Source organism: Escherichia sp. TC-EC600-tetX4, from assembly GCF_019356055.1.
In the GTDB taxonomy this organism is placed as follows: domain Bacteria; phylum Pseudomonadota; class Gammaproteobacteria; order Enterobacterales; family Enterobacteriaceae.
Genome location: NZ_CP079924.1, coordinates 2,458,030 through 2,477,334 on the forward strand (window position 1 = coordinate 2,458,030; position 19,305 = coordinate 2,477,334).

The window sequence follows — 19,305 nt, forward strand, 5'->3', positions numbered from 1 at the left end:
CTTTTGCTTAATGAACAATGACAGAATCGTCGGAAGAACCGCCGCCGCTGAAATGCGCTTTCCGGTAAACGGCTTGGACTGCATCATCATGCGCATCAATTGCCGTACTTAACGCTTCCTGCGCCGCCAGTAATGCACGGCGTTCCAGGGTATCGAAGATGCAGAGTCGGTGACGCAGCTCGCGCGGAAGGATTGCCAGAATTGCTGGGATCAGCTTCTGAATTTTTTCTCTTTGCGTTTTCGTTTCACCTTTCAACCAACGGTGATAGATATTCTGCTGATTGTTCCAGTCCTTGCCTGGAACCAGGGGCAATTCGCCGCCCCCCTGGCGCAGATATTCTTCAGTAATTGCATTGGCTACCCATGCCTGCCCTTTTTCGGCTGCTAGGGCAAACAACACTGATTCGATGTGCTCATGCTTGATTTTCATGAATCATTTGCCTCTTGATGTTTCAGGTATGATCAAATGAGGATTTGTTACTGTCATTTAGTTGCTTCACTGACATATTCTGCGAACAACATGCCGAACGTCGTAAATATGACCAGTCAATATCAGGACGAAGTTCTTCGCACAGAACCTCACCTCTTGTTGCACGTTCAATTGCTGGACATCTCTCGGCAGGCAATTGACGTACCCCTTTGATCCATTGATTTACGCTTGGAGGTGATACACCTAAAAGCCTAGCCATTGCTGATTGCCCACCGACAACAGCACAAGCTTGCTTGAATGAATAGTTCTCTTTTTTCATCGAATGAACTCCAAAAACACACAGAAATATTAGGCGACGCCTAACGCAATTGTCAATAGGCTGTGCCTAATGCAGTAAGGGTAGGGATTGCCTAATGTAATGCGCATAGGAGAATATTAAGCAATGCTTAGTGGTAAAGACTTAGGCCGAGCGATAGAGCAGGCCATTAACAAAAAAATCGCATCGGGATCCGTCAAATCAAAGGCGGAGGTCGCACGCCACTTTAAAGTCCAACCACCATCAATTTATGACTGGATTAAGAAAGGCTCTATAAGTAAAGATAAACTTCCAGAATTATGGCGTTTCTTTTCTGATGTTGTTGGTCCAGAGCATTGGGGGCTTAACGAATACCCCATACCAACCCCCACCAATTCAGATACAAAAAGTGAACTTTTAGATATAAACAACCTTTATCAAGCAGCCTCTGATGAAATAAGAGCGATTGTAGCTTTCCTGTTATCTGGAAATGCTACAGAACCAGATTGGGTTGACCACGATGTTCGCGCCTACATAGCAGCGATGGAAATGAAAGTGGGTAAGTATCTGAAAGCTCTTGAATCTGAACGGAAAAGCCAGAACATCACAAAAACTGGAACTTAAACTTATATGGTCTGACGGAAAACTCCTGGATTCCGTTATTTAACCCCCCCATCACTTTCTGCTGTCGCCATCACCTATTAGGTTACGCTCAAAACATTAGGCATAGCCTATTGACAATCAATTAGGCATTACCTATAGTTCCAGCATACCACCCACCCCGCCCCACAGAACGCCGGGCAATACTTCGAGTTACCAGGCAGTGGTAAGGGGTTAAGTAGCCAGCCCGAGGCGTATGAACATGACGGCGGGATTCAAATTTTGCAGTGCAGCAGTTAGTTCCGCCACCCGGCGTTAAGGGGAGAGATAAGATGGTGCATTACGAAGTAGTTCAGTATTTGATGGATTGTTGCGGTATCACTTACAACCAGGCTGTGCAGGCTTTACGCAGCAACGACTGGGATCTCTGGCAGGCAGAAGTCGCTATACGTAGCAACAAGATGTGAGATTCGCAAAATGCAAAAAATCGACCTCGGCAACAACGAATCCCTGGTGTGCGGCGTGTTCCCCAACCAGGATGGAACGTTCACTGCCATGACGTATACCAAAAGCAAAACATTTAAAACCGAAACTGGTGCGCGCCGATGGTTGGAGAAGCACACAGTAAGCTAACGATTAAAACGTCTACTCCTGCTGTTCCAGAATAACTTCATAAAATGGGAGTATTTTTCGGTGACGAGATAATAAGAACAGTTTGCGCTATCACTCTGATGTTGAATGATGCCCTTCCGTTCTAATTTTTTCATAACCGGGTTACGGCAAGGAGAAGTGATAATAAGATTTCCTGTTTTAAGGAAATCTTTAAATACAGCGATTTCTTTCTCAGATAAACGAAGCAATACTCGTTGCTCTGGTAGTAATGAATAATGCTTTTGAATATGTGCTCGCAATCTTGAGAAGGAAATGGCGACCACGAAAGAAAAGGCAAAAACGATAATCTGAAAGAGCCAAGGTATTTCAGTATAAGCATTGAATGCGACAGTAAACTCTTTCGGTATCAGCCAGAGAGTGAGACCAAAAATGATAATCGTATACATAAGTCTTTCGAGTGGCTCGTTAGCAAAAAGTTTCAACAATGGAGTAAATACATCCAACATATCAATAACTCTCAACTGTAAGGGTATTGAAATGTTAACACAAGCTCTCGCTGTAGGGGTATAGCCGAGACCACCGAAGCCCGGAGGTGGTGAAATAAAACCGGGCACAACACGAAGGCGCATTTCCGATATCCATAAAGAGTCGGTCTTGTCTGTTAAATTTAAATGGTGGGAGTGCGCCTCCGGTTGTAAATAACGACATTGCTGTGTGTAGTCCTGGCGGCATCAGTTTTTTTCTTGAAGTTCGGCTGATGTCCGCCCTTTTTAAAGTGAATTTTGTGATGCGGTGAATGCGGCTAAGCGCACGTGGCACAGTTAAAAGTCATGTTAGTCCTTATTGGTTTGGGTGGGAAAGCCGACTGTAATTGTTAACTGGTTGCAGTCACCTGGAGGCACCAGACACCGCATCAACAAAGTTCATTTGTAAAAATGGAGATAATTATGATTGCACATCACTTCGGAACTGATGAAATACCACGTCAGTGTGTGACTCCTGGCGATTATGTTCTTCATGAAGGCCGGACATATATTGCCTCGGCAAACAATATTAAAAAGCGAAAACTATATATTCGTAACCTGACCACAAAAACATTCATTACTGACCGCATGATTAAAGTCTTCCTCGGTCGTGATGGTTTACCTGTAAAGGCGGAGTCATGGTGATGACTAAGAAAATAAAATGTGCTTACCACCTTTGCAAAAAAGACGTTGAAGAAAGCAAAGCTATTGAAAGAATGCTTCACTTCATGCACGGGATTTTATCAAAAGACGAACCGAGAAAATATTGCAGTGAAGCTTGTGCCGAAAAAGACCAGATGGCACATGAACTTTAATTAATTGACTATTCGAAACTGAATTTATGCCAGAAATGGCAGGTATTCGCTCAACCTTAATTAAGGAGAAAAACATGATTACCAATTATGAAGCCACTGTTGTAACTACCGATGACATTGTTCACGAGGTGAATCTGGAAGGAAAGCGCATTGGCTACGTAATTAAAACAGAAAATAAAGAAACCCCATTCACTGTGGTTGATATCGATGGTCCATCAGGCAACGTAAAAACACTTGATGAAGGTGTCAAAAAAATGTGCCTGGTGCATATCGGAAAGAATCTGCCCGCAGAAAAAAAAGCCGAATTTCTGGCAACTCTAATTGCAATGAAATTAAAAGGTGAAATCTGAAAGAAATAGCCTGCGTATGGCGCAGGCTATGAACAGTGTGTATCCGGCAAGATCATTCACTGAACAAAACGAATTTTAATCTGAGTTGAGGTTAAAAAACAATGAGCACAAAACCACTCTTCCTGTTACGGAAAGCGAAAAAATCATCCGGTGAACCTGACGTCGTCCTGTGGGCAAGCAACGATTTTGAATCGACCTGTGCCACTCTGGACTACCTGATCGTTAAGTCAGGTAAAAAACTGAGCAGCTATTTTAAAGCTGTTGCCACGAATTTTCCTGTCGTTAATGACCTGCCCGCTGAAGGTGAGATCGATTTTACCTGGAGTGAACGCTATCAACTCAGCAAAGACTCCATGACATGGGAACTAAAACCGGGAGCAGCACCAGACAACGCTCACTATCAAGGCAATACCAACGTCAACGGCGAAGACATGACTGAGATTGAGGAGAATATGCTACTCCCAATTTCTGGCCAGGAACTGCCCATTCGTTGGCTTGCTCAACACGGCAGCGAAAAACCGGTAACGCACGTTTCACGCGACGGACTCCAGGCATTACACATTGCTCGGGCTGAAGAACTACCGGCTGTTACTGCCCTGGCTGTTTCCCACAAAACCAGCCTGCTCGACCCGCTGGAAATTCGCGAACTCCACAAACTGGTTCGTGACACTGACAAAGTTTTCCCTAATCCTGGTAATTCAAACCTGGGACTGATAACTGCTTTTTTCGAAGCATACCTGAACGCTGACTACACCGATCGAGGACTGCTGACAAAAGAGTGGATGAAGGGTAATCGTGTTTCACACATCACTCGCACGGCTTCCGGTGCTAATGCTGGCGGCGGAAACCTCACCGATCGCGGCGAAGGTTTCGTACACGATCTGACGTCACTGGCGCGCGACGTAGCCACTGGCGTACTGGCCCGTTCAATGGATCTGGACATCTATAACCTTCATCCGGCACACGCTAAACGCATTGAGGAAATTATCGCTGAAAATAAACCGCCCTTTTCTGTTTTCCGCGACAAATTCATCACCATGCCTGGCGGGCTGGATTATTCCCGCGCCATCGTGGTTGCGTCCGTAAAAGAAGCACCAATTGGGATCGAGGTCATCCCCGCGCACGTCACTGAATATCTGAACAAAGTACTGACTGAAACCGATCATGCCAACCCTGATCCGGAAATCGTGGATATTGCCTGCGGTCGCTCCTCTGCCCCGATGCCGCAGCGAGTAACAGAAGAAGGAAAACAGGATGATGAAGAAAAACCGCAACCATCTGGAACAACGGCAGTTGAACAGGGAGAGGCTGAAACAATGGAACCGGACGCAACTGAACATCATCAGGACACGCAGCCGCTGGATGCTCAGTCACAGGTAAATTCTGTTGATGCGAAATATCAGGAACTGCGGGCAGAACTCCATGAAGCCCGGAAAAACATTCCATCAAAAAATCCTGTCGATGACGATAAATTGCTTGCTGCATCACGTGGTGAATTTGTTGACGGAATTAGCGACCCGAACGATCCGAAATGGGTAAAGGGGATCCAGACTCGCGATTGTGTGTACCAGAACCAGCCAGAAACGGAAAAAACCAGCCCAGATATGAATCAACCTGAGCCAGTAGTGCAACAGGAACCGGAAATAGCCTGCAATGCCTGCGGCCAGACTGGCGGGGATAACTGCCCTGACTGTGGTGCGGTGATGGGCGACGCAACATACCAGGAAACATTCGATGAAGAGAGTCAGGTTGAAGCTAAGGAAAATGATCCGGAGGAAATGGAAGGCGCTGAACATCCGCACAATGAGAATGCTGGCAGCGATCCGCATCGCGATTGCAGTGATGAAACTGGCGAAGTCGCAGATCCCGTAATCGTAGAAGACATAGAGCCAGGTATTTATTACGGAATTTCGAATGAGAATTACCACGCGGGTCCCGGTATCAGTAAGTCTCAGCTCGATGACATTGCTGATACTCCGGCACTATATTTGTGGCGTAAAAATGCCCCCGTGGACACCACAAAGACAAAAACGCTCGATTTAGGAACTGCTTTCCACTGCCGGGTACTTGAACCGGAAGAATTCAGTAACCGCTTTATCGTAGCACCTGAATTTAACCGCCGTACAAACGCCGGAAAAGAAGAAGAGAAAGCGTTTCTGATGGAATGCGCAAGCACAGGAAAAACGGTTATCACTGCGGAAGAAGGCCGGAAAATTGAACTCATGTATCAAAGCGTTATGGCTTTGCCGCTGGGGCAATGGCTTGTTGAAAGCGCCGGACACGCTGAATCATCAATTTACTGGGAAGATCCTGAAACAGGAATTTTGTGTCGGTGCCGTCCGGACAAAATTATCCCTGAATTTCACTGGATCATGGACGTGAAAACTACGGCGGATATTCAACGATTCAAAACCGCTTATTACGACTACCGCTATCACGTTCAGGATGCATTCTACAGTGACGGTTATGAAGCACAGTTTGGAGTGCAGCCAACTTTCGTTTTTCTGGTTGCCAGCACAACTATTGAATGCGGACGTTATCCGGTTGAAATTTTCATGATGGGCGAAGAAGCAAAACTGGCAGGTCAACAGGAATATCACCGCAATCTGCGAACCCTGTCTGACTGCCTGAATACCGATGAATGGCCAGCTATTAAGACATTATCACTGCCCCGCTGGGCTAAGGAATATGCAAATGACTAAGCAACCACCAATCGCAAAAGCCGATCTGCAAAAAACTCAGGGAAACCGTGCACCAGCAGCAGTTAAAAATAGCGACGTGATTAGTTTTATTAACCAGCCATCAATGAAAGAGCAACTGGCAGCAGCTCTTCCACGCCATATGACGGCTGAACGTATGATCCGTATCGCCACCACAGAAATTCGTAAAGTTCCGGCGTTAGGAAACTGTGACACTATGAGTTTTGTCAGTGCGATCGTACAGTGTTCACAGCTCGGACTTGAGCCAGGTAGCGCCCTCGGTCATGCATATTTACTGCCTTTTGGTAATAAAAACGAAAAGAGCGGTAAAAAGAACGTTCAGCTAATCATTGGCTATCGCGGCATGATTGATCTGGCTCGCCGTTCTGGTCAAATCGCCAGCCTGTCAGCCCGTGTTGTCCGTGAAGGTGACGAGTTTAGCTTCGAATTTGGCCTTGATGAAAAGTTAATACACCGCCCGGGAGAAAACGAAGATGCCCCGGTTACCCACGTCTATGCTGTCGCAAGACTGAAAGACGGAGGTACTCAGTTTGAAGTTATGACGCGCAAACAGATTGAGCTGGTGCGCAGCCTGAGTAAAGCTGGTAATAACGGGCCGTGGGTAACTCACTGGGAAGAAATGGCAAAGAAAACGGCTATTCGTCGCCTGTTCAAATATTTGCCCGTATCAATTGAGATCCAGCGTGCAGTATCAATGGATGAAAAGGAACCACTGACAATCGATCCTGCAGATTCCTCTGTATTAACCGGGGAATACAGTGTAATCGATAATTCAGAGGAATAATTCAGCCTGGCGGTGTAATGCACCGCCAACTTGAAATATTTTTTATGAGAAAAATTATGAGATATGACAATGTTAAACCATGTCCATTTTGTGGTTGTCCATCAGTAACGGTGAAAGCCATTTCAGGATATTACCGAGCGAAGTGTAACGGATGCGAATCCCGAACCGGTTATGGTGGAAGTGAAAAAGAAGCACTCGAAAGATGGAATAAACGAACCACTGGAAATAATAATGGAGGTGTTCATGTATAAAATTACCGCCACTATTGAAAAGGAAGGTGGCACTCCTACTAACTGGACAAGATATTCAAAATCTAAACTAACGAAATCAGAATGCGAAAAAATGCTCTCAGGTAAAAAAGAAGCAGGCGTTTCCAGAGAGCAGAAAGTAAAACTGATAAATTTTAATTGCGAGAAACTTCAGTCCTCGAGAATTGCATTGTATTCAAATTAAAACTTCATAGCTGATTATTAATAATCAACATCGGGCGTCAATTTCAGTCTAACATTGGCGCCTGCCAGAGGTGATGCGATGGCACAAGTAATCTTTAATGAAGAGTGGATGGTTGAATACGGCCTGATGCTTCGCACTGGTCTGGGGGCCAGACAAATTGAAGCATACCGCCAGAACTGTTGGGTGGAGGGCTTCCACTTCAAACGAGTATCTCCTTTAGGTAAGCCAGACAGCAAACGAGGGATTATCTGGTACAACTATCCAAAGATAAATCAGTTTATCAAAGACTCATGATATGTCTAAATTACCAACAGGTGTCGAGATTAGAGGTAGATACATTCGCATCTGGTTCATGTTTCGAGGAAAACGATGTCGGGAAACATTAAAAGGCTGGGAGATTACAAACAGTAATATTAAAAAGGCCGGAAATTTAAGAGCGCTGATAGTTCATGAAATAAACTCCGGTGAATTTGAGTATTTAAGACGTTTTCCCCAGTCCAGCACTGGGGCAAAAATGGTGACAACGAGAGTCATAAAAACGTTCGGAGAGCTTTGTGATATCTGGACAAAAATTAAAGAGACAGAGTTAACAACAAACACAATGAAGAAAACGAAATCACAATTAAAAACACTCAGAATAATAATTTGTGAAAGTACCCCGATATCACATATTCGTTATAGCGATATCTTAAACTACCGGAATGAACTGCTGCATGGAGAAACGCTTTACCTGGATAATCCAAGATCCAACAAAAAAGGAAGAACCGTGCGCACAGTTGATAACTATATCGCCCTGCTCTGTTCGCTGTTGCGTTTTGCGTATCAGTCGGGATTTATATCAACCAAACCATTTGAAGGAGTAAAAAAATTACAGCGAAACAGAATAAAGCCTGATCCGTTATCTAAAACAGAATTCAATGCATTAATGGAAAGTGAAAAAGGACAGAGCCAGAACTTGTGGAAATTTGCCGTTTACTCAGGACTTCGTCACGGGGAACTGGCAGCTCTGGCGTGGGAGGATGTGGATCTCGAAAAGGGAATAGTGAATGTCAGAAGAAACCTGACGATACTTGATATGTTCGGTCCCCCAAAAACAAATGCCGGGATCCGAACAGTAACACTACTGCAGCCTGCTCTTGAAGCACTGAAGGAGCAATACAAACTGACCGGGCATCATCGCAAAAGCGAAATCACCTTTTATCATCGGGAGTACGGCAGAACCGAAAAGCAAAAACTGCATTTTGTTTTCATGCCCAGGGTGTGTAACGGAAAACAAAAACCTTATTACTCGGTAAGCAGTTTGGGGGCAAGGTGGAATGCAGCAGTAAAACGTGCTGGTATTCGCCGCCGTAATCCGTACCATACGCGGCATACTTTTGCCTGCTGGCTGTTGACGGCAGGAGCGAACCCGGCATTTATAGCCAGCCAAATGGGGCATGAAACTGCGCAGATGGTGTATGAAATTTACGGTATGTGGATTGATGACATGAACGACGAACAGATAGCCATGTTGAATGCGCGGTTATCGTAGTTGCAAAGTTTGCCCCCAATTTGCCCCATTTAGTACCAGAGAACTGAAATAATGCAAGAAAATCAACAAATTACAAAGAAAGAACAATACAACCTGAACAAATTACAAAAACGTCTGCGTCGTAACGTGGGCGAAGCCATTGCTGACTTCAATATGATTGAAGAAGGCGATCGCATCATGGTTTGCCTCTCCGGGGGTAAAGACAGCTATACCATGCTGGAGATTCTGCGCAATTTGCAGCAAAGCGCGCCAATCAATTTTTCGCTGGTGGCTGTTAACCTCGATCAAAAGCAACCGGGCTTCCCGGAACACGTTCTGCCCGAGTATCTTGAAAAGCTGGGCGTTGAGTACAAGATTGTTGAAGAGAATACTTACGGTATCGTGAAAGAGAAGATTCCAGAGGGCAAAACCACTTGCTCACTGTGTTCTCGCCTTCGTCGCGGTATCCTTTATCGTACCGCAACGGAACTGGGGGCGACGAAGATCGCGTTGGGTCACCATCGTGACGATATCCTGCAAACGTTGTTCTTAAATATGTTCTACGGCGGTAAGATGAAAGGTATGCCTCCGAAACTGATGAGCGATGATGGCAAACATATCGTTATTCGTCCGCTGGCCTACTGCCGCGAGAAAGATATTCAGCGATTTGCCGATGCAAAAGCGTTCCCGATTATTCCGTGCAACCTGTGCGGTTCACAGCCTAACCTGCAACGTCAGGTGATTGCTGACATGTTGCGTGACTGGGATAAACGTTATCCAGGGCGTATCGAGACGATGTTCAGCGCGATGCAGAATGTGGTGCCGTCGCATCTGTGCGATACCAACCTGTTCGATTTCAAAGGCATCACCCACGGTTCTGAAGTGGTTAACGGGGGTGATCTGGCGTTTGATCGCGAAGAGATCCCACTACAACCGGCGTGCTGGCAGCCAGAAGAAGATGAAAATCAGTTGGATGAGTTACGGCTGAATGTGGTTGAAGTGAAATAACCAGGATAGCGCCCGATGCGCAAGCGTATCGGGCTACTCTTATGGAGGCCGGATAAGACGCGGCCAGCGTCGCATCCGGCAATCCCGAATAAGATGTTTACTCTTGCACCCGGCAATTCAACATTTCATTATTTTAATAACCGCACCCGGCACGTTTTTCCTTTAATCTTCCCGCCCTGTAACTGTTTCCATGCTTTATGAGCAACAGCCTGACGGACCGCGACATAGACATGCGCCGGATGCACGGCGATTTTGCCAATATCTGCGCCATCAAGCCCGATATCTCCTGTCAGTGCACCTAATACATCACCCGGGCGCATTTTGGCTTTTTTCCCGCCATCGATACACAACGTTGCCATTTCTGCTTCCAGCGTCGCAATGGAACTATTAGCTGGCGGCGTTTGCCAGTTAAGTTTTATCTGCAACATGTCAGAAATGATATTGGCCCGCTGTGCTTCTTCCGGAGCACAGAAACTGATCGCCAGACCGCTATTTCCTGCACGAGCTGTACGACCGATGCGATGTACATGAACTTCAGGGTCCCACGCCAGCTCAAAGTTCACCACCAGCTCAAGCGATTTAATATCCAGACCACGCGCAGCAACATCAGTCGCGACCAGTACACGGGCGCTACCGTTAGCAAAACGTACCAGGGTCTGATCGCGATCGCGTTGCTCCAAATCGCCGTGTAATGACAATGCACTTTGCCCTACTTCATTCAGCGCGTCGCAGACAGCCTGGCAATCTTTTTTGGTATTGCAAAACACCACGCAAGAGGATGGCTGATGCAAGCTTAATAACCGTTGCAACAGAGGAATTTTGCCTTTGCTGGATGTCTCATAAAATTGTTGTTCAATGGGTGGCAAAGCATCTGTTGAGTCAATTTCAATCGCCAAAGGATCGCGTTGCACTCGTCCGCTGATTGCAGCGATGGCTTCCGGCCAGGTTGCCGAAAACAGAAGCGTCTGTCGAGATGCAGGCGCAAAACGGATGACATCATCAATGGCATCGCTAAATCCCATATCCAGCATGCGGTCGGCCTCATCCATCACCAGCGTATTCAACGCATCCAGTGATACCGTGCCTTTTTGCAGGTGATCCAGCAAACGCCCCGGCGTTGCCACGATAATATGCGGCGCATGTTGCAACGAATCACGCTGCATACCGAACGGTTGACCACCGCACAACGTCAAAATTTTGGTATTTGGCAGAAAACGCGCCAGCCGACGCAATTCACCTGCCACCTGATCCGCCAGTTCACGCGTAGGACACAGCACTAAAGCCTGGGTTTGAAATAGCGACGCATCAATTTGCTGTAACAAGCCGAGGCCAAAAGCCGCCGTTTTGCCGCTGCCGGTTTTCGCCTGCACGCGAACATCTTTTCCGGCAAGGATCGCCGGAAGCGCGGCGGCCTGCACCGGCGTCATGGTTAAATAACCCAACTCATTAAGGTTCGTGAGTTGGGCGGGAGGCAAAACATTCAGGGTAGAAAAAGCGGTCACAATCTATTCTCGTGGTCATCGACGCAAAGTTAGCAGGCGCGTATCCTCGCAGATCTACGCTCACGATGCGACAATTTAATCGGTTCTTCATCGGGTGGTGGGTCAGGCATGGGTTGCGGGCGAGGGATCGGATCGGGCACTGGAACAGGATCGCCAGGAATCGGTTCAGGGACAGGAATTTGCAAATAAATAAGTGTCGTCATATTTCCCTCTGGTCATTGGGTGGACTCTTAAAGGGTAGACGCTGATAAATAACAGGCAAAAAAAAGCCGACTCATCAAAGTCGGCGTCGTACGAATCAATTGTGCTATGCAGTAATTCAAAAAAGGAAGTAAGACAATATGGAGCGCAACGCCCATCGCTTGACGTTGCATTCACCTGCAAGAGAGATATTGCCCTGAATGGGTAGAGAGTTTATTGACTTCGCTCAAACTTTGCGGCGTTTTTGTATACAGACAGCCGGAAAAATTGCTTTTGTTACAACCATTTACTACGATGCAACCATAAAGCAACACCACCAATAAGAACAACTAACAGAATACAAAAAATTGAAAATCCGAATTGCCACCCGCCGCCAGGGATCCCACCAAGGTTGACGCCAAATAACCCGGTCAGAAAGGTACTGGGTAAAAAGACCATTGCCATCAACGACATTGTATAGGTACGACGAGCTAAATTTTCCTGCATCACCTGAGCGATTTCATCCGCCATCACGCCAGTCCGTGCTATACAGGCGTCGATTTCGTCAAGGCCGCGCCCAAGGCGATCGGCAATATCCTGCATCCGACGGCGTTGGTCATCGCTCATCCACGGCAAACGTTCACTGGCAAGACGAGCATAAACATCACGTTGCGGTGCCATATAGCGACGCATCACAATTAATTGTTTGCGCAGCAGAGCCAGGAATCCACGCGGTGGAATTTGCTGATCAAGGAGATTATCTTCAAGGTCGATAATTTTATCGTGCAGCTGCTCGATAAATTCACTGGAATGATCGGTCAACGCATCGCACACATCCACCAGCCATCCCCCGCAATCGGTCGGACCCGTGCCCTCTTCCAGATCGCTCACCACATCGTCCAGCGCCAGCACTTTGCGTTGTCGGGTCGAAACAATTAACCGCCCGTCCATATATACACGCATGGCGACCAGTTGATCGGGGCGTTCATCGGTGCTGCCGTTTATACAGCGCAATGTAATCAGCGTGCCTTCACCGAGACGGCTGACTCGGGGACGCGTGCTCTCGCCCGCCAGCGCATCACGTACGTTATTGGGAAGCAGCGGTGTTGTCGCCAGCCATTGGGCGCTATCATGGTGTACATAATTAAGGTGGAGCCAACAGGGATGCGCTTCATCAATCACATCTGTATTTTCCAGCGGTTTAACGCCGCCTCTACCATCCAGCATCCAGGCAAATACTGCATCCGGGACATTAACGTCCGATCCCTTAATCGCTTCCACAGTGCCTCCATCATCAACGCATTATTTTGTAGTCTAGCCTTCTGGCCCTGTTACGCAACATCTCATCACCCCATTACCCTGAAATGATTAATAAAATTCTGTCTAAATTGAATACAAAAAGCAAAATGCTTTTCCGTATACAAACCGTGTGAAGTGTTAAATAGCGTCTATCATTATCAGAATTATCTGATCATATGACGTGGCTTTTTTGCGATCGGATAGCAACAAAAATTGATAAAAATAACGGGATCTCAATGATTACGCACAACTTCAATACCCTGGACTTACTCACCAGTCCTGTCTGGATCGTTTCGCCCTTTGAGGAACAGTTAATTTATGCCAATAGCGCGGCGAAACTGTTGATGCAAGACCTCACGTTTAGTCAGCTACGAACCGGACCCTATTCCGTCTCCTCACAAAAAGAACTGCCGAAATACCTCTCCGATCTGCAAAACCAACACGATATTATCGAAATCCTCACTGTTCAGCGTAAAGAAGAGGAAACAGCATTGAGCTGTCGGCTTGTTTTGCGAAAGCTGACAGAAACAGAACCGGTGATTATTTTCGAAGGTATCGAAGCGCCGGCAACGCTGGGTTTAAAAGCCAGTCGCTCGGCAAATTATCAGCGCAAAAAACAAGGTTTTTATGCGCGCTTTTTTCTGACTAACTCTGCACCAATGTTGTTGATTGACCCGTCACGAGATGGACAAATCGTCGATGCTAACCTCGCCGCGCTCAATTTCTATGGTTATAACCATGAAACGATGTGCCAGAAACATACCTGGGAAATAAATATGCTCGGGCGTCGCGTCATGCCTATCATGCATGAAATCTCGCATTTACCCGGTGGTCATAAACCTTTGAATTTTGTTCATAAACTGGCGGATGGTTCGACTCGTCATGTGCAGACCTATGCCGGACCGATTGAAATTTATGGCGACAAGCTCATGTTATGTATTGTGCATGATATTACTGAGCAAAAACGGCTGGAGGAGCAGCTGGAACATGCTGCTCACCATGACGCGATGACCGGATTACTGAATCGGCGACAGTTTTATCACATTACGGAACCAGGCCAAATGCAGCATCTCGCCATCGCTCAGGATTACAGCTTGTTGCTCATCGACACCGATCGTTTTAAACACATTAACGATCTCTATGGGCATTCTAAAGGTGATGAGGTGTTATGCGCCCTCGCCCGCACCCTCGAAAGTTGCGCTCGCAAAGGCGATTTGGTGTTTCGTTGGGGAGGCGAAGAGTTTGTCTTATTGCTACCAAGAACCCCACTGGATACCGCGCTTTCGCTGGCTGAAACTATCCGCGTAAGCGTGGCAAAAGTGAGTATTTCGGGCTTACCACGCTTTACCGTCAGCATTGGTGTGGCGCATCACGAAGGAAATGAAAGCATCGATGAACTGTTTAAACGCGTTGATGATGCTTTGTATCGGGCGAAAAATGATGGACGCAACCGCGTGCTGGCGGCATAAGCCGCGGATGCGTCTCGAGATCAACGACTGCGCTTAGCGTGGCGCTCCCAGTTTTCTTGCTTCGCCTGCGCCGTTTTACGTAGTGCGACGTAACACGCCCCGCTGCCGCCATGATGCGGTAGCGCGGTGCAATATGCCTGAACATCATCAAATTCGGTCAGCCAGCGCGCCACATAGCTGCGGACAATATTGGCATGCGATTTATCATCCCGCCCTTTACCATGAATAATCAGCACGTTACGCAAACCATCCGCCAGGGCTTGTTGAATAAAACTGAACACCATTTTGCGGCACTCTTCCACCGGCTGGCGCAAAAGATTCAGGCTCGCCTGTTGCGGATATTTACCACTGCGCAGCTTATCCAGCACCCCATGTTGCAACCCTTCCCGCCGAAACTCCAGCGGCTGACTTAGTGGGATGATGTCGAGAAATCCGGTGGTGAGGAAATTATCAAGCTGCAGCGTGTCGATACGCTGCGGCGCACGTTGGTTACGCGTTGGATGCCAGTGGACATCGGTAGCACGTTTCAGCGGCTGGACATCTTCCATGGCGTCAAGAAACAGCGATTTGTCGTCAAGGTTCATGTTACATCCTCCCGCAATTAAGAGCGCGATATGATAACCAGACCGGGTCGGTCCAACAACGTATTACCCAAATTTCCAGTAATAAGTTCCAAATATTGCCGATATTTTAAGCAAAATACTTATGCATGATTATTCATTCACGATATTAATAATGTAACTTATATTTTCGTGAAATCTGTCACTGAAGAAAATTGGCAACTAAAGGTTAAAACCGTTATAACACAGTCACCGGCGCAGAGGAGACAATGCCGGATTTAAGACGCGGATGCACTGCTGTGTGTACTGTAGAGTCTGGCGGATGTCGACAGACTCTATTTTTTTATGCAGTTTTAACTTTGCAGATAGCCGCATTCTCGCCGGAATTGCGTGATTAATGACGCGGTCAGTGGTGTCTGGCGACTATCACGCCGCTGAATCAAATAATAGGCCGCTTTCGGTAAAATTTCGCTAACCGGCAACATCACCAGCCCCTGTCCGTGCAAGGGATCGCAGCCCATTTCTTCAGGCAGTTTGCTGAGAAAATCGCTTTTTGCCACCAGACTGATACAGGCTGAGAACGTCTCGCAGACTACACCGACCTGTGGCGTTTGCGCCTGATCGTCAAGCAATTCACTCAACTGTTTGTAGTAGCTGCCGTGTGGCGTCGGCATTGTCCAGCTGTAATCCAGTAACTGTTTGATCGAACGGGCACCAATGGCGGGGTGTCCCGGGCGGCAAAAGATCGCGAATTGCTTTTCCAGTAATTTCTCAAAAGTAAATTCGTGGTCGTACGGTCCCTGATAATAGGTATTGATGGTGAAATCCAATTCTCCCTGACGCAATTCATTAATCATCGACACCAGTTGCCCTTCCATAATGCGTACTTTTACCTGCGGATGCTGCTGATGAAAACGAGATATGACAGCTGGCATCAGACTGCGGGAAATACTGGCCCCCATGCCGATATTAATCTGCCCTGCCAGTTGCCCTTGTCGTTGGCGAATATCCTCTTGGGCTGCGCGCAGCTCTTCAAGAATTAGACTGGCGTGCTGATAAAAACTTTCACCGGCATCAGTTAACGTCACGCCTTTACTACGGCGAAAAAAGAGTTGCGCCGCTAACCCTTCTTCTAGCTCCTGAATAGATTTACTCAGTGCCGGTTGCGACATATTCAACATTCGGCTCGCTCCGCGAATGCTGCCCTGACGAGCCACTTCAACAAAAGCCCGAATTTGATGAATTTTTACCTGAAAAGCCATGACGCCACCGATAACCGTTATTTATCAGACCAAAGAAACTGGCATCTACTTTAATGCAGATGATTGTGTCAGGGTAATTTATGAACGGTTAAAACTGTGAAAAATCAGTTAGTGATAAGTAAAAACTATCGCTACGTGAACCGGGTCACACTTTTTACTGATGACGGGAAAGGTTATGGAGTCTTTGAATCAATTTGTTAATTCGCTTGCCCCAAAATTATCGCACTGGCGACGTGATTTTCATCACTATGCAGAGTCTGGCTGGGTGGAATTCCGCACTGCCACCCTTGTTGCGGAAGAATTGCACCAGCTCGGCTATTCACTGGCGCTGGGTCGCGAAGTAGTTAATGAAAGTAGCCGGATGGGATTACCTGATGAATTCACTCTACAACGCGAATTCGAGCGCGCTCGTCAACAGGGTGCGCTAGCACAATGGATTGCGGCTTTTGAAGGTGGTTTCACTGGTATCGTCGCCACCCTGGATACCGGTCGCCCCGGTCCGGTGATGGCTTTCCGTGTCGATATGGACGCGCTGGATCTCAGTGAAGAGCAGGATGTCAGCCATCGCCCCTACCGCGACGGTTTTGCGTCATGTAACGCCGGAATGATGCATGCCTGTGGTCATGATGGACATACCGCCATTGGGCTTGGGCTGGCGCATACCCTTAAACAGTTCGAGTCCGGACTACATGGCGTCATCAAACTGATTTTTCAGCCTGCAGAGGAAGGTACGCGTGGCGCGCGGGCGATGGTCGATGCAGGTGTCGTAGATGATGTTGATTATTTTACTGCCGTGCACATTGGCACTGGCGTACCTGCGGGCACCGTGGTGTGCGGCAGTGATAATTTTATGGCAACCACCAAATTTGACGCGCACTTCACCGGTACCGCCGCTCACGCAGGCGCAAAACCAGAAGACGGTCACAATGCCTTGTTGGCGGCAGCACAAGCCACTCTTGCACTGCATGCAATCGCCCCGCACAGCGAAGGAGCTTCCAGAGTAAACGTGGGCGTTATGCAGGCAGGAAGCGGTCGTAACGTTGTTCCTGCCTCGGCGTTGCTGAAAGTGGAAACACGCGGGGCCAGCGACGTCATTAATCAATATGTTTTTGACCGTGCACAACAAGCGATTCAGGGCGCAGCAACCATGTATGGTGTCGGCGTTGAAACTCGTCTGATGGGTGCAGCTACCGCCAGTTCTCCTTCGCCGCAATGGGTCGCATGGTTGCAAAGTCAGGCGGCTCAGGTCGCGGGGGTCAATCAGGCCATTGAACGTGTTGAAGCGCCTGCGGGTTCCGAAGATGCCACATTAATGATGGCCCGCGTGCAGCAACATCAAGGGCAAGCCTCCTACGTGGTGTTTGGCACACAGCTGGCGGCAGGTCATCACAACGAAAAATTCGATTTTGACGAGCAGGTTCTCGCTATTGCCGTCGAAACGCTGGCGCGCACCGCGCTCAATTTTCCCTGGACGCGAGGTATCTGATGCAGGAAATCTATCGTTTTATCGACGATGCGATTGAAGCCGATCGCCAACGTTATACCGATATTGCCGATCAAATCTGGGATCATCCAGAAACACGTTTTGAAGAGTTCTGGTCAGCGGAGCATCTGGCTTCGGCGCTGGAATCTGCAGGCTTCACCGTTACCCGCAACGTAGGCAATATCCCAAATGCCTTTATTGCTTCGTTTGGTCAAGGCAAACCGGTTATCGCCCTGCTGGGAGAATATGACGCCCTGGCAGGTTTAAGTCAGCAAGCAGGTTGCGCGCAACCTACATCCGTGACGCCCGGTGAAAATGGTCACGGTTGCGGACACAATTTGCTGGGAACCGCCGCCTTTGCCGCTGCAATAGCCGTCAAGAAATGGCTGGAACAATATGGGCAAGGCGGCACGGTGCGCTTTTATGGTTGTCCTGGCGAAGAAGGCGGCTCGGGTAAAACGTTCATGGTTCGCGAGGGGGTATTTGATGATGTGGATGCGGCACTCACCTGGCACCCGGAAGCCTTTGCCGGTATGTTCAATACCCGCACGCTGGCAAACATTCAGGCATCATGGCGCTTTAAAGGGATCGCAGCACATGCCGCGAATTCCCCTCATTTGGGACGCAGCGCCCTTGATGCCGTAACGTTGATGACCACTGGCACCAACTTCCTCAACGAACATATTATTGAAAAAGCGCGCGTACACTATGCCATCACAAATAGCGGCGGGATCTCGCCCAACGTGGTCCAGGCGCAGGCAGAAGTGCTTTATCTTATCCGCGCCCCCGAAATGACCGACGTGCAGCATATTTATGATCGGGTCGCCAAAATCGCCGAAGGTGCGGCATTGATGACCGAAACCACGGTTGAATGCCGCTTCGACAAAGCCTGTTCCAGTTATCTCCCGAATCGCACCTTAGAAAATGCCATGTACCAGGCCCTATCCCATTTTGGTACCCCGGAATGGAACTCCGAAGAACTGGCTTTTGCGAAACAAATTCAGGCTACGCTCACCTCCAACGATCGGCAAAACAGTCTGAATAATATCGCCGCAACCGGTGGCGAAAACGGCAAGGTTTTTGCACTACGTCATCGTGAAACGGTACTGGCGAATGAAGTCGCTCCATATGCCGCCACCGATAACGTGCTTGCGGCATCGACTGATGTCGGCGACGTCAGTTGGAAACTGCCTGTTGCCCAGTGTTTCAGCCCCTGTTTTGCCGTCGGTACACCGCTACATACGTGGCAACTGGTTAGCCAGGGGCGAACATCTATTGCTCATAAAGGAATGCTGCTGGCGGCGAAAACTATGGCAGCAACCACAGTCAATCTCTTCCTTGATTCAGGGCTATTGCAAGAATGCCAACAAGAGCATCAGCAAGTAACGGACACGCAACCGTATCACTGCCCTATCCCGAAAAACGTGACACCGTCACCTTTAAAATAAC

The 19,305-nt window shown here is 47.9% G+C and carries 25 protein-coding genes; 16 read left to right on the top strand and 9 right to left on the bottom strand.

The annotated features are described in order from the left end of the window. Positions 1-7 precede the first annotated feature (7 nt). Together KXD89_RS11855 and ydaS are read right to left on the bottom strand one after the other, a co-directional pair. A complete protein-coding gene (locus tag KXD89_RS11855) occupies positions 8-430 on the bottom strand; it encodes a toxin YdaT family protein (RefSeq protein WP_000693797.1) in 423 nt (140 codons plus the stop codon). A gap of 22 nt (positions 431-452) precedes the next feature. Continuing rightward, complete coding sequence (ydaS, locus tag KXD89_RS11860) at positions 453-749, bottom strand: toxin YdaS (protein WP_000712069.1); 297 nt, start codon at positions 747-749, stop codon at positions 453-455. A gap of 123 nt (positions 750-872) precedes the next feature. Between ydaS and racR the strand changes: the two genes are divergently transcribed. From racR to KXD89_RS11870, 3 genes are all read left to right on the top strand, one after another. Further along, on the top strand, positions 873-1,349 hold the full coding sequence (racR, locus tag KXD89_RS11865) for a DNA-binding transcriptional repressor RacR (protein ID WP_000948459.1): 477 nt from the start codon (positions 873-875) through the stop codon (positions 1,347-1,349). 308 nt (positions 1,350-1,657) lie between these two features. After that, positions 1,658-1,792, top strand: a complete 135-nt coding sequence (locus tag KXD89_RS22315; RefSeq protein WP_000233809.1) for a phage protein — start codon at positions 1,658-1,660, stop codon at positions 1,790-1,792. Positions 1,793-1,802: 10 nt separating this feature from the next. Beyond that, positions 1,803-1,958, top strand: coding sequence for a YdaF family protein (locus KXD89_RS11870; protein ID WP_001169151.1), 156 nt, complete (start codon positions 1,803-1,805; stop codon positions 1,956-1,958). On the opposite strand, the gene KXD89_RS11875 is transcribed toward KXD89_RS11870, so the two are convergent. Next, positions 1,955-2,443 (bottom strand): superinfection exclusion B family protein, encoded by a 489-nt coding sequence (locus tag KXD89_RS11875; RefSeq protein WP_001312793.1) that lies wholly within the window; start codon positions 2,441-2,443, stop codon positions 1,955-1,957. The two genes, KXD89_RS11870 and KXD89_RS11875, sit on opposite strands and share 4 nt — an antisense overlap. 441 nt (positions 2,444-2,884) lie before the next feature. On the opposite strand from KXD89_RS11875, the gene kilR reads away from it, so the two are divergent. The 10 genes from kilR (at position 2,885) to ttcA (ending at position 10,101) form a co-directional block, all read left to right on the top strand. Continuing rightward, positions 2,885-3,106, top strand: coding sequence for a killing protein KilR (gene kilR, locus KXD89_RS11880; RefSeq protein WP_000560225.1), 222 nt, complete (start codon positions 2,885-2,887; stop codon positions 3,104-3,106). Continuing rightward, positions 3,106-3,276, top strand: a complete 171-nt coding sequence (locus KXD89_RS11885) for a YdaE family protein (protein WP_001352098.1) — start codon at positions 3,106-3,108, stop codon at positions 3,274-3,276. The genes kilR and KXD89_RS11885 overlap by 1 nt, the downstream gene beginning before the upstream one ends. 74 nt (positions 3,277-3,350) lie before the next feature. Next, positions 3,351-3,626, top strand: coding sequence for a protein RacC (locus KXD89_RS11890; RefSeq protein WP_000632297.1), 276 nt, complete (start codon positions 3,351-3,353; stop codon positions 3,624-3,626). 101 nt (positions 3,627-3,727) lie between these two features. Continuing rightward, positions 3,728-6,328 (top strand): exodeoxyribonuclease VIII, encoded by a 2,601-nt coding sequence (gene recE / locus KXD89_RS11895; protein WP_000105143.1) that lies wholly within the window; start codon positions 3,728-3,730, stop codon positions 6,326-6,328. Then, on the top strand, positions 6,321-7,130 hold the full coding sequence (gene recT, locus KXD89_RS11900) for a recombination protein RecT (RefSeq protein WP_000166319.1): 810 nt from the start codon (positions 6,321-6,323) through the stop codon (positions 7,128-7,130). The genes recE and recT overlap by 8 nt, the downstream gene beginning before the upstream one ends. A gap of 56 nt (positions 7,131-7,186) precedes the next feature. Then, complete coding sequence (gene ralR / locus KXD89_RS11905) at positions 7,187-7,381, top strand: type I toxin-antitoxin system endodeoxyribonuclease toxin RalR (protein WP_001317028.1); 195 nt, start codon at positions 7,187-7,189, stop codon at positions 7,379-7,381. Then, positions 7,374-7,583 (top strand): double-strand break reduction protein RcbA, encoded by a 210-nt coding sequence (gene rcbA, locus KXD89_RS11910; RefSeq protein WP_000276809.1) that lies wholly within the window; start codon positions 7,374-7,376, stop codon positions 7,581-7,583. Before ralR ends, rcbA begins: the two co-directional genes overlap by 8 nt. Positions 7,584-7,661: 78 nt before the next feature. After that, positions 7,662-7,877, top strand: coding sequence for an excisionase XisR (gene xisR, locus KXD89_RS11915; protein WP_000079604.1), 216 nt, complete (start codon positions 7,662-7,664; stop codon positions 7,875-7,877). A gap of 1 nt (position 7,878) precedes the next feature. Continuing rightward, positions 7,879-9,114 (top strand): site-specific integrase, encoded by a 1,236-nt coding sequence (locus KXD89_RS11920; protein ID WP_000040852.1) that lies wholly within the window; start codon positions 7,879-7,881, stop codon positions 9,112-9,114. A gap of 51 nt (positions 9,115-9,165) precedes the next feature. Next, the gene (gene ttcA, locus KXD89_RS11925) at positions 9,166-10,101 is read left to right on the top strand and encodes a tRNA 2-thiocytidine(32) synthetase TtcA (RefSeq protein ID WP_001157406.1); all 936 of its coding nucleotides are present in this window, start codon (positions 9,166-9,168) and stop codon (positions 10,099-10,101) included. Between the two features lie 128 nt (positions 10,102-10,229). On the opposite strand, the gene dbpA is transcribed toward ttcA, so the two are convergent. From dbpA to ydaN, 4 genes are all read right to left on the bottom strand, one after another. Further along, positions 10,230-11,603, bottom strand: coding sequence for an ATP-dependent RNA helicase DbpA (gene dbpA, locus KXD89_RS11930; protein ID WP_000123737.1), 1,374 nt, complete (start codon positions 11,601-11,603; stop codon positions 10,230-10,232). A gap of 29 nt (positions 11,604-11,632) precedes the next feature. Then, the gene (gene ynaL / locus KXD89_RS22455; protein ID WP_001296046.1) at positions 11,633-11,806 is read right to left on the bottom strand and encodes a protein YnaL; all 174 of its coding nucleotides are present in this window, start codon (positions 11,804-11,806) and stop codon (positions 11,633-11,635) included. Between the two features lie 274 nt (positions 11,807-12,080). Beyond that, positions 12,081-13,064, bottom strand: a complete 984-nt coding sequence (zntB, locus tag KXD89_RS11935; RefSeq protein WP_000387388.1) for a zinc transporter ZntB — start codon at positions 13,062-13,064, stop codon at positions 12,081-12,083. 13 nt (positions 13,065-13,077) lie between these two features. Next, positions 13,078-13,125: a protein YnaN gene (ydaN, locus tag KXD89_RS11940; RefSeq protein WP_211180494.1), complete on the bottom strand. Its 48-nt coding sequence runs from the start codon at positions 13,123-13,125 to the stop codon at positions 13,078-13,080. A gap of 193 nt (positions 13,126-13,318) precedes the next feature. On the opposite strand from ydaN, the gene dgcM reads away from it, so the two are divergent. Beyond that, entirely contained in the window at positions 13,319-14,551 is a 1,233-nt protein-coding gene (gene dgcM, locus KXD89_RS11945; protein WP_000628058.1) for a diguanylate cyclase DgcM, read from the top strand. Between the two features lie 20 nt (positions 14,552-14,571). Here the strand turns inward: dgcM and smrA are convergent, their stop codons facing one another. Both smrA and KXD89_RS11955 read right to left on the bottom strand, forming a co-directional pair. Continuing rightward, the gene (smrA, locus tag KXD89_RS11950; RefSeq protein WP_001046829.1) at positions 14,572-15,135 is read right to left on the bottom strand and encodes a DNA endonuclease SmrA; all 564 of its coding nucleotides are present in this window, start codon (positions 15,133-15,135) and stop codon (positions 14,572-14,574) included. A 329-nt stretch (positions 15,136-15,464) separates the two neighbouring features. Beyond that, positions 15,465-16,373: a LysR family transcriptional regulator gene (locus tag KXD89_RS11955; RefSeq protein WP_000885458.1), complete on the bottom strand. Its 909-nt coding sequence runs from the start codon at positions 16,371-16,373 to the stop codon at positions 15,465-15,467. Between the two features lie 175 nt (positions 16,374-16,548). Here KXD89_RS11955 and abgA point away from each other — a divergent pair, with 175 nt between their 5' ends. Together abgA and abgB are read left to right on the top strand one after the other, a co-directional pair. Further along, positions 16,549-17,859, top strand: a complete 1,311-nt coding sequence (gene abgA / locus KXD89_RS11960) for a p-aminobenzoyl-glutamate hydrolase subunit AbgA (protein WP_000444929.1) — start codon at positions 16,549-16,551, stop codon at positions 17,857-17,859. After that, positions 17,859-19,304: a p-aminobenzoyl-glutamate hydrolase subunit AbgB gene (gene abgB / locus KXD89_RS11965; protein WP_001156451.1), complete on the top strand. Its 1,446-nt coding sequence runs from the start codon at positions 17,859-17,861 to the stop codon at positions 19,302-19,304. The genes abgA and abgB overlap by 1 nt, the downstream gene beginning before the upstream one ends. Position 19,305 lies beyond the last annotated feature (1 nt).

Coding starts and splice junctions, on each gene's coding strand:
- KXD89_RS11920 (WP_000040852.1), top strand. CDS start 7,879: ATGTCTAAATTACCAACAGGTGTCGAGATTAGAGGTAGATACATTCGC.
- recT (WP_000166319.1), top strand. CDS start 6,321: ATGACTAAGCAACCACCAATCGCAAAAGCCGATCTGCAAAAAACTCAG.
- ydaS (WP_000712069.1), bottom strand. CDS start 749: ATGAAAAAAGAGAACTATTCATTCAAGCAAGCTTGTGCTGTTGTCGGT.
- KXD89_RS11890 (WP_000632297.1), top strand. CDS start 3,351: ATGATTACCAATTATGAAGCCACTGTTGTAACTACCGATGACATTGTT.
- ynaL (WP_001296046.1), bottom strand. CDS start 11,806: ATGACGACACTTATTTATTTGCAAATTCCTGTCCCTGAACCGATTCCT.
- KXD89_RS11885 (WP_001352098.1), top strand. CDS start 3,106: ATGACTAAGAAAATAAAATGTGCTTACCACCTTTGCAAAAAAGACGTT.
- KXD89_RS11855 (WP_000693797.1), bottom strand. CDS start 430: ATGAAAATCAAGCATGAGCACATCGAATCAGTGTTGTTTGCCCTAGCA.
- KXD89_RS11875 (WP_001312793.1), bottom strand. CDS start 2,443: ATGTTGGATGTATTTACTCCATTGTTGAAACTTTTTGCTAACGAGCCA.
- dgcM (WP_000628058.1), top strand. CDS start 13,319: ATGATTACGCACAACTTCAATACCCTGGACTTACTCACCAGTCCTGTC.
- rcbA (WP_000276809.1), top strand. CDS start 7,374: ATGTATAAAATTACCGCCACTATTGAAAAGGAAGGTGGCACTCCTACT.
- KXD89_RS11870 (WP_001169151.1), top strand. CDS start 1,803: ATGCAAAAAATCGACCTCGGCAACAACGAATCCCTGGTGTGCGGCGTG.
- kilR (WP_000560225.1), top strand. CDS start 2,885: ATGATTGCACATCACTTCGGAACTGATGAAATACCACGTCAGTGTGTG.
- KXD89_RS22315 (WP_000233809.1), top strand. CDS start 1,658: ATGGTGCATTACGAAGTAGTTCAGTATTTGATGGATTGTTGCGGTATC.
- abgB (WP_001156451.1), top strand. CDS start 17,859: ATGCAGGAAATCTATCGTTTTATCGACGATGCGATTGAAGCCGATCGC.
- smrA (WP_001046829.1), bottom strand. CDS start 15,135: ATGAACCTTGACGACAAATCGCTGTTTCTTGACGCCATGGAAGATGTC.
- xisR (WP_000079604.1), top strand. CDS start 7,662: ATGGCACAAGTAATCTTTAATGAAGAGTGGATGGTTGAATACGGCCTG.
- recE (WP_000105143.1), top strand. CDS start 3,728: ATGAGCACAAAACCACTCTTCCTGTTACGGAAAGCGAAAAAATCATCC.
- ttcA (WP_001157406.1), top strand. CDS start 9,166: ATGCAAGAAAATCAACAAATTACAAAGAAAGAACAATACAACCTGAAC.
- abgA (WP_000444929.1), top strand. CDS start 16,549: ATGGAGTCTTTGAATCAATTTGTTAATTCGCTTGCCCCAAAATTATCG.
- KXD89_RS11955 (WP_000885458.1), bottom strand. CDS start 16,373: ATGGCTTTTCAGGTAAAAATTCATCAAATTCGGGCTTTTGTTGAAGTG.
- ralR (WP_001317028.1), top strand. CDS start 7,187: ATGAGATATGACAATGTTAAACCATGTCCATTTTGTGGTTGTCCATCA.
- racR (WP_000948459.1), top strand. CDS start 873: ATGCTTAGTGGTAAAGACTTAGGCCGAGCGATAGAGCAGGCCATTAAC.